This window comes from Aquimarina acroporae (genome assembly GCF_023195925.1).
Lineage (GTDB): Bacteria > Bacteroidota > Bacteroidia > Flavobacteriales > Flavobacteriaceae > Aquimarina > Aquimarina acroporae.
The window spans coordinates 99,658-112,274 of the sequence record NZ_JALPRE010000013.1; the positions used below are offsets into that span (position 1 = coordinate 99,658).

Consider the following 12,617-nt stretch of genomic DNA (forward strand, 5'->3'; position numbering starts at 1 on the left):
GTTATGGAATTAAAAGAAAAATTAGTATCCTCTTTTTTAGCTTTTGAAAATACCGTGAATGTAGATGCGCCTATTCACGATATTAGAACTCAAGCTATAAAGATTTTTGAAGAAAAAGGGTTTCCTACCAAAAAGGAAGAAGCCTGGAAATATACTTCTCTTAATGCTGTGCTTAAGCATGATTATAGTATTTTCCCTAAGGAAGAAAATGCATTAGAGTTTAAAGATGTAAAGAAATACTTTCTTTATGATTTAGATACCTATAAAATCGTATTTATAGATGGTAAATACTCTTCGCATTTGTCTGAGACTACTCATGACAAAATAGATGTCTGTCTAATGTCTTCTGCGTTAACTCATGATAAATATAAAGCTGTAATCGATAATTATTTTAATAAGGTTGCACGCCAAGATGGTCTTACTTCTTTAAACACTGCGTTTTCTAAAGAAGGAGCCTATATTTATATCCCAAAAAATAAACTGGCAGATAAACCTATTCAAATTATTCATTTTTCTACCGGTAAAGAGTCTGCACAAATGCTTCAACCACGTAATTTAATTGTGGTAGAAGAGAATTCACACGTTCAAATTATAGAACGTCACCAAAGTTTAACAGATAATCCTGTATTTACGAATTCGGTTACTGAGATATATGTAGATAAACGAGCACATGTTGATTATTACAAGATTCAGAATGATAATGAACAAGCCTCTTTGATAGATAACACGTATATCGAACAACAAGCTCAAAGTGTAGCCTCTGTACACACTTTTGCTTTTGGTGGAAACATCACGAGAAATAACTTGAATTTCTTTCAAAAAGGAGAAGGAATAGACTCTATTCTAAATGGGGTAACAATTCTTGAAGGGAAACAACACGTAGACCATAACACATTAGTACATCATACAGAACCAAACTGTGAAAGTCATCAGGACTACAAAGGTATTTTTGATGAAAAAGCTACAGGGGTTTTCAACGGAAAAATTATTGTAGATAAGATTGCTCAAAAGACCAACGCATTTCAATCGAATAATAATATTTTATTAAGTGATAAAGCGACCATCAATTCTAAACCACAATTAGAGATTTTTGCAGACGATGTAAAATGTTCTCATGGGTGTACTATTGGGCAGCTTGATGAAAATGCATTGTTTTATATGCGTTCTAGAGGTATAGGAGAGAAAGAAGCTAGAGCTTTACTTATGTATGCATTTGCCAATAATGTATTGGAGAGTGTAAAAATACCTCAACTTAAAAATAGAATTAATAAACTTATCGCTAACAAGTTAGGGGTAGATATTGGTTTTGATTTATAAAGACAATAAGGACTATAATTTATATACGAAGCCAAATCATATGATTTGGCTTTTTTATTCTATAGCCTCCACAACATTTTTTAGAAAAGTATTAAAGTCTACACCTGCATCCCCTATTAATCCAAACCGAACAATTACCAAGTCTTTGGAAGGAATAATAAACACTCGTTGTCCCTGGAATCCATTTGCCGAAAACATATCTCTAGGCGCATCTTGATAAAAACCACCAGCATTCAGCCAAAAATGACCTCCATAATCTCCATCTGAAGTCGGACTTGGGGTAGTAACATAATCTACCCACTCTGGATTAAAGATTTGAGTTCCGTTCCAATTTCCTCTATGTAGGTACAAAAGACCAAATTTGGCCCAATCTCTAGCCGTTGCCCAGGCATAAGAAGAACCTACATAATTTCCGGCTATATCGGCCTCAATTAGCATAGAATGCATCCCTATTTTATCTATAAATTCTTTGTAGGGAAAATCTAAATATTCTTGATAGTCTCCTATCTCTTTTCTCAAAATACCCGACAATATATTTGACACTCCAGAAGAATAATACCAATACTCTCCAGGTTTATGAATGGCTTTTTTGTAAATCTGAGGTTTTGTCATATCTGTATCTAAATACAACATCTTGGTGACATCAGAAATAGATCCGTAATCCTCATCCCACTCCAAACCACAATTCATTTGCAGCAAATTATGAATGGTAATCTCCTTTCTTTCATCATTTTGCCATTCGTCTATTGGAGCTTTATCATGAACAGAAATTTTTCCTTGTTTTTCAAGAACCCCAAAAGCTGTAGCCAACACACTTTTAGTCATCGACCAACCTGCAAGCTTTGAATCTTGGTTTAATCCCTCAATATACTTTTCAGCAATTATTTGATCTTTATATAGAACCAATACCGCTCTGGTTTTTTGCACATACTCCGCACCAGAATCGAATATAGAATGTACCGCTTCTTTTACCTGTTCATAGTTCACATTATCAAAAACGGTGTCTTGTTGTGGTAATTCTCCATAGGGATACGGTAAATTAGTGTTTATAACATTTCTATGAGGAACAAAAGCAGGTGAATTGGCATCAAAATCTTCATTAATCAAAACACTTCCCAAACCTTCTCGATAAACCGCTTTTCTTTGTTGTAATCCAAAAACAGAAGCAATTGATGTTTTCTGCTTGAAATCTACCTCATCATCTGCCAAATGAACTGGAGTAAAATTATTATCCTTTGTATCAGTAAATTCAATACTTCTTTCTGCAACAAAAATCGAAGAATTCATATGCTTTGCAGAGTATCCTGTTAAAATGGTTAGTTTAGGGTAATTTAAGGCAGCACCTACACAAATACACAAAAAAAGAAGCAAAAATATAACCTTAATAATTTTTTTAAATCGTCGCATAAGAAAAAAGATTAAACCATTCTAAAAATAAGTAATCCTAATTAGAAATACTTCTTACTTTTGCAAAAAGAAATTGCAATGTTTGATGTACAAAAAGTAAGAGAAGATTTTCCAATTCTAAAAAGAACTGTAAACGGAAAACCTCTTGTTTATTTTGATAATGCGGCCACTTCGCAAACACCTCAAGTGGTTATAGATGCTATTGTTGATTATTACAGTAATTATAACGCCAATATACACAGAGGTGTTCATTCACTATCACAAGAAGCTACAGATGCTTATGAAATAGCACGCAAAAAAGTACAGGAACATTTTAATGCTAAACACCCTTACGAAATTATACTTACCTCCGGCACAACGCATAGTATTAATATCATAGCTACCGGATTTACCAGTTTGCTTACCAAAGGAGATGAAATCATTGTTTCTGCCCTGGAGCATCACTCTAATATTGTGCCTTGGCAAATGCTTTGTGAGCGCACTGGAGCCGTTCTAAAGGTGATTCCCATGAATGAAGAAGGAGAGCTGGTAATGAGCGTTTATGACCAATTACTTTCTGAAAAAACCAAATTGGTATTTACCAATCATATCTCAAATGCATTGGGTACTATAAACCCTATCGAAGAAATCATTGAAAAAGCGCACAATGTCGGTGCAGCAGTGCTTATCGATGGAGCACAATCCTGCCCTCATATTAAACCCGATGTGCAAAATCTAGATGTTGATTTTTATGTAGCATCTGCACATAAATTATGTGGGCCTACAGGAGTGGGTATGTTATACGGAAAAGAAGAATGGCTCAATAAATTACCACCATATCAAGGTGGAGGTGAAATGATAGATCAGGTTACTTTTGAAAAAACAACCTATGCCGGGCTTCCTCACAAATTTGAAGCGGGAACACCTAACATTTGTGGGGGAATAGCATTCGGTGTAGCCCTCGACTATATGAATAGCATTGGTTTTGATGAAATTGCAACTTATGAGAATGAACTACTTGAATATGGGACCAAAAAGTTGCTGGAAATAGAAGGACTTAAAATTTACGGTACTTCAAAACACAAAACATCGGTAATTTCATTCAATATCGCTGATATTCATCCTTATGATATAGGAACTATCGTAGATAAATTAGGAATTGCAGTAAGAACAGGGCACCATTGTGCTCAACCCATTATGGATTTCTATAAAATTCCCGGTACAATAAGAGCTTCTTTTTCATTTTATAATACCAAAGAGGAGATTGATGCCTTGGTCGAAGCTCTTAAAAAAGCAAAAATGATGCTTTCTTAAATAGTATTTCTTGCTATGTAACTTCAAAAAGCAAATATTTAAATAAAATTTAGGGGAAATTTCCTCTTTTAAAACAAAAAAAATCACCGTTTCTTATGCGGTGTTTTTTTTATGTTTTATTCGGCTTAAAAATCTTGCCTATCCCAGCAATAATGTTAAAATTACAAAATAACAACTTATATTTCAACAGTTTACAAATAAGTCATTATTGACTAATTATTTAGATAAAATGTTAAAAAAAATTAGATTATCCTTGCAAAAATATAATTTTCAGAATACCTTGTACCCAACAACATTAACCAAAATTAAATATATTATGAAAAAAGTACTGTTTAGTATTTTGTCAATTCTTTTCGTGGCTTTTAGCGGAATTGCTCAAGACTACGATGTAAGTTCAAGCTCTAAAACCTTCAGAGATGCCAGTCGTAGAAATCGAAGGGTAAATGCAAGAATCTATTACCCTAACATCAGCCGTGAAAACAGATCCGAAATAAACTTTCCTGTTATTATTCTTGGGCATGGGTTTGTAATGGGTTCTGACGCTTACGAAAATTTCTACGATACTTTGGTACCCAGAGGCTATATCGTAGTTTTTGTGAATACCGAGGGTTCATTTTTTGCCAATCATGATGCCTATTCAAAAGATTTAGCATTTATGGTAGCTGCAATTCAAGCTGAAAACAATAACTCAGGTTCTGTGTTGTCGGGTATTGTAGATGATAAAACTGCTCTTATTGGTCATTCTATGGGAGGCGGTGCTGCAACTGTAGCTGCATCTATGGTTGAGGTAGAAACTTTAGTCACTTTTGCACCAGCTTTACTAAGATTCGACACTTTAACCCCCGCTTCCAATGTTTCTGAAGATGCTATTGTGTTTTCTGGAACTGCCGATGGTGTAACTCCTCCAGACGAGCATCATATTCCTATCTATTCCAATTTAGGTTCTTCTTGTAAATACCTAATTAATATCACAGGAGGTGCCCACTGTTATTATGCCAATAGTAATTTTTTCTGTGATTTTGGAGAAAACAGCTCATCTGGGGATATTCAAATTACAAGGGCCCAGCAGCAAGCCACTACTTTTCAATTCTTGAATTCATGGTTAGATTACAAGTTAAAGGGTAACACAAATGCACAACAATCATTTCTAATAGACTTGGCAACATCTGGTGACATCACTTCAGAAAACACATGTGATAATCCTCAGGTAACTTATGAACCCGAAACAGTAGCTATACAAACATTTCCAAACCCTACAAACAAACTTTTAAATATTAAGATTGCAAACGATTATGAGTTGAGTAAAGTTGAGTTTTACAATCAGACCGGTAGACTAGTTCATTCTTCAAGCACTAATCAAGTTGACGTTTCTAAATTACGACCCGGTCACTATTTGACAAAAATATATATTGGTGAAGCAACCATTACCAAGAAAGTGGTTATTCAAAGGTAATTTCATCAAAAATATATTTTTTTCATGCGTAAGAATGAGGGAGTAAACTCCCTCATTTTTATTTGATTTCACCTTATAAATCATTATCTTACAGTATAGATGAACCAATCTTAACAATTTATGAATCAGATTGTTAAATAATGTTTTGTTTCCGTTAAAATACAAAACAAACCCTGCTTTCATTCGTTTATGTTGTAATACTCTTTACCATGAAAAAGTTAGCCGTTCCTTGTATAGTTATTCTCTTGCTTAGTACCTTGGGATGTCCTTCGGGAAAGCCTATTGTAGAAAATCCTGATTGCATGACTCCTGAAGAAGCCAAAACGCTCTACAAAGCAGCAAGTGCTGATCCCGATAAACGATGCAGTACCATGGAAGTATTAAGAAAACATATGACCAAAAACCCTGAATTGGTTTCTAGGATGGAAAACATAGAGAAACAATGTCAAGCTTTTATTCAACTTCGGAAAAGTGGAAAAATTGCCGATTCTGAAACTATTACCATTCCCACCGTGGTTCATGTGGTTTATAACACAGAAGAAGAAAATATTTGCAATGCACAAATTCTTTCGCAGATTAAGGTATTAAATGAAGATTTCACCAAATCTAACACAGATGTTAATCAAATTCCTAATGAATTTTCTGGTTTTGCTTCAAATGCTAACATACGCTTCAATTTAGATACAATTATTCGGATTTCTTCTACAAAAACCGAATGGGGAACCGATGATTTGGTAAAATTCTCCTCTAACGGTGGTTCTGATATCATAGAACCCAATAGAAAACTAAATATTTGGGTGTGTAATATAGGAGGAGGAATTTTAGGATATGCACAATTTCCTGGTGATAATCCAACCACAGATGGGATCGTGGTTTCTCCTCAGTTCTTCGGCACCGAAGGTTCGGCAGTTGCGCCATTTAATAAAGGAAGAACAACAACTCATGAAGTTGGACATTGGTTAAATTTGCGCCATATTTGGGGAGATGGAAATTGTAACCAAGATGATTTTGTAGAGGACACACCACTATCTGATGGTCCTAATTTTGGATGCCCGCAATATCCCACAGTAAGATGTAATTCTAACGATATGACCATGAACTATATGGATTATTCTGATGATGCTTGCATGCACATGTTTACCATTGGGCAAAAAGATAGAATGAGAGCTGTATTTGCCGATGATGGCCCCAGGGCGAGTTTTGTAAAAAATTACTACAACAAATATGAATAAAATGATTGCCATATTAAGTTTCTTTTTCCTTGTTGTCTCCTGTAAAGAAAAAAAATCTTCCTTAGGACAACAAAATAACTCTGCTCAAGAAACTATTTCAGAAGTGGTCTATGAAGCTAGCACCCGTGGTTCTTTTTATAAAGTAATTGTCAATAAAAACCAGGTTCAGAAAACAAAGAACAGAAGCGCTAGTAATTTCTCATCTAAAACCTGTAGTGCCAATGAATGGAAAACCGTTCTTTCATTTACTCATACTATTGATTTAAACAAGATACATGAACTCTCTGCTCCCACAAATCAAAGTGCCAGAGATGTCGCTTTGCATGCCAAATTAAAGATTATAACCTCTTCCCAAACCTATACTTCTGTTGGTTTTGATCACGGTAATCCTCCCGAAGAATTAAAGTCATTGGTTAATACTATACTAACATTGGCAGAAAGTATTGAATAGCAATGAATCTTGTTGTACTTTTACTGAAAATTTGCAGATAATGACGATAAAAGAAATTCAAGAAGAGATTGTCGATGAATTTAGCATGTTTGATGATTGGATGCAGCGGTATGAATATATGATCGAACTAGGAAAATCACTTCCACTTATTGAAGAAAAGTATAAAACAGAAGATAATATCATCAAAGGTTGTCAAAGTAAAGTTTGGGTTCATGCAGAAATGCAAGATGACAAAGTTAATTTTACAGCAGACAGCGATGCGATTATTACTAAAGGGATTATTGCAATTCTTATTCGAGCTTTTTCGGGACAACATCCAAAAGACATTATCGACGCAGATACAGGTTTTATAGATGAGATTGGTTTAAAGGAACATTTATCACCAACTCGCGCCAACGGTTTAGTAAGCATGATTAAGCAATTAAAAATGTACGCTATCGCTTACCAAACACAATTAAATTAATTTTTGTTAGGTATCCCCTTTCAAAATCGACTAAAAAAACAACTATGAGTGACACTGCTATAGATACAAATGAACTAGGAGAAAAGATCGTAAGAGTTTTAAAAACTATTTATGATCCTGAAATTCCTGTAGATATATATGAACTAGGGTTAATTTATGATGTATTTGTAAATGAGGATTATGATGTTAAGATTCTTATGACACTTACTTCTCCCAATTGCCCGGTAGCCGAATCATTACCACAAGAAGTACAGGAAAAAGTAAAATCTCTAGATGCTGTAAACGATGTCGAAATGGAACTTACTTTTGATCCTCCCTGGTCACAAGATCTTATGAGTGAAGAGGCAAAACTTGAATTGGGAATGCTGTAAAAAGTATTTTGTGTTGGTGTTACATACTTTCTTAATTTTAATGCATGAGCGACCAAGAACATTATCATAAACTAGAAAGGATGTATTTAAAAGCAAATATCAATACCGGGATATTTGACACTACTACTGCCAAGATTGGTGAAGGCATAGCAGAAATAGGATTAGACATTACCGATAAATATTTTCATGCTTTGGGAGCAATTCATGGTTCGGTATATTTCAAGTTGTTAGATGATGCAGCCTTTTTTGCGGTAAATTCTTTGGTAAAAGATGTATTTGTGCTTACCACATCTTTTAACATTAACCTTATAAGACCTGCTAATCAGGGAACCCTAAAAGCAGTAGGGAAAATAAAATTTAGATCTAAAAATCTATTCGTTGCTGAGTCAGTATTGTATAACGAACAAGGAAAGGAAATCGCATTTGGTACTGGTAACTTTGCAAAGAGTAAAATAGAATTATCAGAAAAAATAGGATATCGATAATGGCAGAAGAAATTGTAAATAGAGTCGCTAATAATAAAAACCTGATCACTTTTGATCTTGAAGATTATTACCCAAATGGTAAACGAGTTCTTTTCGATATTAAAGATTGGCTTTTTGAAGGGCTATTACTTCGTGAAAAAGAATTTAGACAACATGCAAAAGACCATGATTGGAGCCAATATAAAGATCAATATGTTGCATTAACTTGTTCTTCTGATGCGATTATACCAGGGTGGGCATATCTATTACTAACTAGTGCTCTGGCTCACTATGCCAGAAAAGTGGTAGTTGGTTCTTTAGAGACGATAGAGACCATTCTTTATACCGAAATTATCGCTAATCTGGATGTGAGTGAGTTTCAGGATAAACTTTTGATCATCAAAGGGTGTTCAAACAAACCTGTTCCCGAAGGTGCATATATAGCCTTAATTCAGAAATTACAGCCCGTCGCCAAAAGTATAATGTATGGTGAAGCCTGCTCTTCGGTACCTCTGTACAAACGTAAATAATTCCTTTTATCGGGTAATCTGGTTTTTTGTCGAAAAATTACATTCCAAGACATCCTAACTCAGACAAAAAACGTTTCTTAAAATATATTTGCCAACATAAATTTTTACAGATTATTTATTTTGGTTAGGTATGTCGGATAATGTTAAAATGGGACTCAAAGTAACATGTTTTGACATATACCCCTCTTAACTGGAGTAATAGTCTACTCTAAAACTATCAATTACATGAAAAAAACACTTTTAACCTTAGTGCTGTTAATCAGTTCTACAATTGTATTTGCTCAAGATGAAGCAAAAAAAGACGATGCCCCAAAGGATGGATGGACCAGAGCTGGAAACATTAGCTTTTTGTTTAATCAATCTGCCTTTAATGCTGAATGGCTAGGAGGAGGAACCTCTAATATAGCGGGTAACTTGTCCCTATCATACGATTTTAACTATCGTAAAGGAGCTTTAACCTGGGATAACAAAATTCTTGCAGATTATGGTTTAACAAAACTAAAAGATCAGGAATTCACCAGAAAGACCAATGATAGATTCGAATTTAACTCATTACTTGGTAAACAAATAAAGGACTCTAACTGGTATTATTCTTTCTTTTTGAATTTCAGAACTCAGTTTGCACCAGGATATGTATTTGGTGAAGATGCAGACGGAAATGAAACAAGAACAGAAACCACACATATTTTCTCTCCTGCTTACTTACAAATGGGGCCAGGTATGCTTTGGAAGAAAAGTGATAACCTAAAAGTAAACATTGCACCGGCTACAGCTCGATTCATTTTCGTAGATGGTGATTTTACAGATGTAGGAGATGATCAAGCTGCTATCGATGCATTTAATGATGCTGGTGGATATTTTGGTGTAGAAGCAAACGATTCTTTTAGATTTGAATTTGGTGCGGCAGTAAACGCGTATGCAAAATTCGAATTAATGAAGAATGTTTCTATGGAAAACATCTTAAATCTATATTCAAACTACCTTGAAGATCCACAAAATGTTGATATCGATTACACAGCAAATGTTGTGATGACTATCAACAAATATTTATCGACAAATCTTACTTTCCAGGCCATCTATGATGACAATGCTATAGGTGCATTTCAGATTAGAGAAGTATTTGGACTTGGTGTAAATTACGGATTCTAGAAAAAGAATCTAATAACTCTCATAAAGACGTCTAAGAAGTATGCATTACTTTTTAGACGTTTTTGTTTTTTGGAACCAACTCCATATGGTACTCATAGTCATCTTCATTTACAGTTAGAAAACCCATTCGTTGATAAAGATTTTTGGCCGGGTTCTCTTTTAAAACCTTAAGCCTAATTACTTTTTGTTGTTCTATGAACTGTTCCAACAGCTGTTTCCCTATTCCGTTACCTTGATAATCTGGTAGCACTTGAATCTGTAAAACTTCTATTGCTTTCTCATTTTCGATATACTTTAGCAAACCCACTCGCTCTTGTGAATACCAAATTATAAAAGCGTCAGTATAGTTTTTAGCCACTCTTAATCGGTGCTCTTCATCAGACAAGAAGATACCTGATCGCTCCAAGTGTGCAACCATGGTTTGTTTTCGCAAATCGAACAAAAAGTCTTCGTCTTCGATTTTGGCTTTCGTAATCGCTATAGAATGTGATTTCGTCATTGCAACGAATATAGTTTATTTTCGTTTATGTTTTTGTGGATGAACCTTTTGTATTGGTTTGATAAAATAAGTTCATCTTGTATATTTGTTTATCTACCCCTGCAATTTGTAATTGAATGAAAAGTTTTTGGTTTGCTATTCTTGTTATTTTTTGTGCCCAATGGGGCATGGCTCAGGAAAAAGAAGGGCAACCAACCGACCAACAAAGTGCAGAAAAGAAACAATTAGATTCGATACAGGCCAATCTCAAACGTGCCTTAGACAGCCTGCTTAAAAACACTCCTAATACCCTTAACACCATTGTTCTTAAACAAAAGCTCAAAGAAATTACTCCAAAAAAACCTAAAGAACCCGAACAAGTGGGTTGGAAAAATAAAGGGAAGTTTTCGATATTGTTCAACCAATCTGCTTTTAATTTTGACTGGCAAGGAGGAGGAACCTCAAATGTAGCTGGTAACGCTGTATTAAATTATGAATTTAACTATAAGAAAAATAGCTTGACCTGGGATAACAAAATCCTGGCCGATTATGGTCTTACATTTTTGAAAGACGAAAACTTTGCCCGTAAAACCAATGACAGAATTGAATTTAACTCCAGAATAGGACAGCGCATTGGGCAAGGACATTGGAACTACTCTTTATTTGTGAATTTCAGGTCACAATTTGCCAAAGGATATCGTTTTAGTAAAGACCCCGATACCGATGAGACCATTCGCACCGAAGAAACTCATTTTTTCTCACCTGCATTTATTCAAATTGGTCCTGGATTGTTATGGAAAAAAAGTGACAACCTCAACCTAAACATTGCACCTGTAACCGTGAGAATGATTTTTGTAGATGATCAATTTACAAGTGGTCCCGACTATGTAGATGGAGATTATTTTGGAGTTGATGCTGGTGAAAGCTCACGATTCGAATTTGGTGGCTCTTTGGCAGCTTATGCAAAATTTGAGCTCTTTAAAAATGTAACCATGGAGCAGCTTTTAAACCTATACTCGAACTATATTGAAGATGCTGCCAATGTTGATATCGATTACACCCTTAACCTCAACCTTGTCGTGAATAAATACATTAGTGGCAGTTTTGCTTTTCAGGCTATTTATGATGATAATGCTACCGGTGCATTTCAAATACGAGAGGTCATCGGACTTGGATTAAATTATGAATTTTGAGGACTGCCTTTGATAAAAAAATCATTTCCTTGGCAACCGTTGATTTACGCCAATAATAAAATAGAGCAACCCACCTATCACATTAAAAAATAGTACTACGATTACCCAAACCAGTTTGTTGTTGTCTTTAAAATCACTTCTTAAAATATCGATTAGTGCCACCAGTGGAATTAAAACAATAGTTAAAAGAGCTGCTGCGATTACTATGGTTTGTAAGATACCAGTCATTACTGTTTTATTTTATTATTCATCAATTGTTTTTCTTTTTACTGTTAAACTCTTTTGCTTTAGAATTCAAAGAACCAAGCAGAGTCGTCTTTTACAAAAAGTGTAAAATACCTAATTCTTGTCTTGTCTTTGGTAACCATAAAATATTCTAAAATCTCATCTTCCTCTTTATTTAAAATTGCAAACACACATTCTTCATCAGTTTTTTTAATTGGTAAACGGAGTGTATCCAGATGTTTTACATCACTATATTTATGGATTTTTAGATCTTGAATCTCCCTTATTTTACTATTCGGTATAAACCAATTATTACCTTTTCCTTCTCTAGCATCAAGAATAACCTTAGTTATAAGTTCTTTTCTTTCCTTGTCAAAATCTATGTTTTTAGGGTCTTTAGAAAGTTCAATATATGTATCTATAACTTGTTGAGGATTAATTTTATCATCAAACACATCCTCCACAAAATTAGAAATAAGCTCTTTTTCTGTATGTTTATCACACGAAATACAACAGAAGACAATTGATAAAATTAAAAGGACATTTTTACACATAATGCAGAGGTTCATGCAATATTAAACCTTCTCAGTT

Annotated in this window: 15 protein-coding genes; 11 read left to right on the plus strand and 4 right to left on the minus strand. The window is 34.5% G+C overall.

The window, feature by feature from the left end; translation table 11 throughout:
• Positions 1–3 precede the first annotated feature (3 nt).
• A complete protein-coding gene (gene sufD / locus M0D21_RS18845) occupies positions 4–1,317 on the plus strand; it encodes a Fe-S cluster assembly protein SufD (RefSeq protein ID WP_248332355.1) in 1,314 nt (437 codons plus the stop codon).
• 54 nt (positions 1,318–1,371) lie between these two features.
• On the opposite strand, the gene M0D21_RS18850 is transcribed toward sufD, so the two are convergent.
• Entirely contained in the window at positions 1,372–2,724 is a 1,353-nt protein-coding gene (locus M0D21_RS18850) for a serine hydrolase domain-containing protein (protein WP_248332357.1), read from the minus strand.
• 78 nt (positions 2,725–2,802) lie between these two features.
• Between M0D21_RS18850 and M0D21_RS18855 the strand changes: the two genes are divergently transcribed.
• The 9 genes from M0D21_RS18855 to M0D21_RS18895 all read left to right on the plus strand — a co-directional run bounded on the left by M0D21_RS18855 (position 2,803) and on the right by M0D21_RS18895 (position 10,130).
• Positions 2,803–4,017 (plus strand): aminotransferase class V-fold PLP-dependent enzyme, encoded by a 1,215-nt coding sequence (locus tag M0D21_RS18855; protein ID WP_248332475.1) that lies wholly within the window; start codon positions 2,803–2,805, stop codon positions 4,015–4,017.
• Between the two features lie 316 nt (positions 4,018–4,333).
• Entirely contained in the window at positions 4,334–5,470 is a 1,137-nt protein-coding gene (locus M0D21_RS18860; RefSeq protein WP_248332359.1) for a poly(ethylene terephthalate) hydrolase family protein, read from the plus strand.
• Between the two features lie 209 nt (positions 5,471–5,679).
• Positions 5,680–6,702, plus strand: a complete 1,023-nt coding sequence (locus M0D21_RS18865) for a zinc metalloprotease (RefSeq protein ID WP_248332361.1) — start codon at positions 5,680–5,682, stop codon at positions 6,700–6,702.
• 1 nt (position 6,703) lies between these two features.
• Complete coding sequence (locus M0D21_RS18870) at positions 6,704–7,153, plus strand: hypothetical protein (RefSeq protein ID WP_248332363.1); 450 nt, start codon at positions 6,704–6,706, stop codon at positions 7,151–7,153.
• 40 nt (positions 7,154–7,193) lie between these two features.
• Complete coding sequence (locus M0D21_RS18875; RefSeq protein WP_248332365.1) at positions 7,194–7,616, plus strand: SufE family protein; 423 nt, start codon at positions 7,194–7,196, stop codon at positions 7,614–7,616.
• 44 nt (positions 7,617–7,660) lie between these two features.
• On the plus strand, positions 7,661–7,987 hold the full coding sequence (locus M0D21_RS18880; protein ID WP_248332367.1) for an SUF system Fe-S cluster assembly protein: 327 nt from the start codon (positions 7,661–7,663) through the stop codon (positions 7,985–7,987).
• Positions 7,988–8,031: 44 nt separating this feature from the next.
• Entirely contained in the window at positions 8,032–8,472 is a 441-nt protein-coding gene (locus tag M0D21_RS18885; RefSeq protein WP_248332369.1) for a PaaI family thioesterase, read from the plus strand.
• Positions 8,472–8,981: a DUF2480 family protein gene (locus tag M0D21_RS18890; RefSeq protein ID WP_248332372.1), complete on the plus strand. Its 510-nt coding sequence runs from the start codon at positions 8,472–8,474 to the stop codon at positions 8,979–8,981. Before M0D21_RS18885 ends, M0D21_RS18890 begins: the two co-directional genes overlap by 1 nt.
• A gap of 225 nt (positions 8,982–9,206) precedes the next feature.
• Positions 9,207–10,130 carry a DUF3078 domain-containing protein gene (locus tag M0D21_RS18895; protein WP_248332374.1) on the plus strand — a complete coding sequence of 308 codons (924 nt, stop codon included), beginning with the start codon at positions 9,207–9,209 and terminating at the stop codon, positions 10,128–10,130.
• A 52-nt stretch (positions 10,131–10,182) separates the two neighbouring features.
• Here M0D21_RS18895 and M0D21_RS18900 read toward each other — a convergent pair whose 3' ends face one another.
• Positions 10,183–10,629, minus strand: coding sequence for a GNAT family N-acetyltransferase (locus M0D21_RS18900; RefSeq protein ID WP_248332376.1), 447 nt, complete (start codon positions 10,627–10,629; stop codon positions 10,183–10,185).
• Positions 10,630–10,745: 116 nt separating this feature from the next.
• Between M0D21_RS18900 and M0D21_RS18905 the strand changes: the two genes are divergently transcribed.
• On the plus strand, positions 10,746–11,801 hold the full coding sequence (locus tag M0D21_RS18905) for a DUF3078 domain-containing protein (RefSeq protein WP_248332378.1): 1,056 nt from the start codon (positions 10,746–10,748) through the stop codon (positions 11,799–11,801).
• Between the two features lie 21 nt (positions 11,802–11,822).
• On the opposite strand, the gene M0D21_RS18910 is transcribed toward M0D21_RS18905, so the two are convergent.
• Positions 11,823–12,029 (minus strand): PLDc N-terminal domain-containing protein, encoded by a 207-nt coding sequence (locus tag M0D21_RS18910; RefSeq protein WP_248332379.1) that lies wholly within the window; start codon positions 12,027–12,029, stop codon positions 11,823–11,825.
• Positions 12,030–12,088: 59 nt separating this feature from the next.
• On the minus strand, positions 12,089–12,580 hold the full coding sequence (locus M0D21_RS18915; RefSeq protein WP_248332381.1) for a hypothetical protein: 492 nt from the start codon (positions 12,578–12,580) through the stop codon (positions 12,089–12,091).
• Between the last annotated feature and the right edge of the window lie 37 nt (positions 12,581–12,617).

What these genes read in the sequence shown, in the direction of transcription:
- M0D21_RS18915 (WP_248332381.1), bottom strand. Translation starts at nt 12,580, where the DNA reads ATGTGTAAAAATGTCCTTTTAATTTTATCAATTGTCTTCTGTTGTATT.
- M0D21_RS18880 (WP_248332367.1), top strand. Translation starts at nt 7,661, where the DNA reads ATGAGTGACACTGCTATAGATACAAATGAACTAGGAGAAAAGATCGTA.
- M0D21_RS18860 (WP_248332359.1), top strand. Translation starts at nt 4,334, where the DNA reads ATGAAAAAAGTACTGTTTAGTATTTTGTCAATTCTTTTCGTGGCTTTT.
- M0D21_RS18900 (WP_248332376.1), bottom strand. Translation starts at nt 10,629, where the DNA reads ATGACGAAATCACATTCTATAGCGATTACGAAAGCCAAAATCGAAGAC.
- M0D21_RS18890 (WP_248332372.1), top strand. Translation starts at nt 8,472, where the DNA reads ATGGCAGAAGAAATTGTAAATAGAGTCGCTAATAATAAAAACCTGATC.
- M0D21_RS18870 (WP_248332363.1), top strand. Translation starts at nt 6,704, where the DNA reads ATGATTGCCATATTAAGTTTCTTTTTCCTTGTTGTCTCCTGTAAAGAA.
- M0D21_RS18850 (WP_248332357.1), bottom strand. Translation starts at nt 2,724, where the DNA reads ATGCGACGATTTAAAAAAATTATTAAGGTTATATTTTTGCTTCTTTTT.
- M0D21_RS18855 (WP_248332475.1), top strand. Translation starts at nt 2,803, where the DNA reads ATGTTTGATGTACAAAAAGTAAGAGAAGATTTTCCAATTCTAAAAAGA.
- M0D21_RS18905 (WP_248332378.1), top strand. Translation starts at nt 10,746, where the DNA reads ATGAAAAGTTTTTGGTTTGCTATTCTTGTTATTTTTTGTGCCCAATGG.
- sufD (WP_248332355.1), top strand. Translation starts at nt 4, where the DNA reads ATGGAATTAAAAGAAAAATTAGTATCCTCTTTTTTAGCTTTTGAAAAT.
- M0D21_RS18875 (WP_248332365.1), top strand. Translation starts at nt 7,194, where the DNA reads ATGACGATAAAAGAAATTCAAGAAGAGATTGTCGATGAATTTAGCATG.
- M0D21_RS18885 (WP_248332369.1), top strand. Translation starts at nt 8,032, where the DNA reads ATGAGCGACCAAGAACATTATCATAAACTAGAAAGGATGTATTTAAAA.
- M0D21_RS18910 (WP_248332379.1), bottom strand. Translation starts at nt 12,029, where the DNA reads ATGACTGGTATCTTACAAACCATAGTAATCGCAGCAGCTCTTTTAACT.
- M0D21_RS18865 (WP_248332361.1), top strand. Translation starts at nt 5,680, where the DNA reads ATGAAAAAGTTAGCCGTTCCTTGTATAGTTATTCTCTTGCTTAGTACC.
- M0D21_RS18895 (WP_248332374.1), top strand. Translation starts at nt 9,207, where the DNA reads ATGAAAAAAACACTTTTAACCTTAGTGCTGTTAATCAGTTCTACAATT.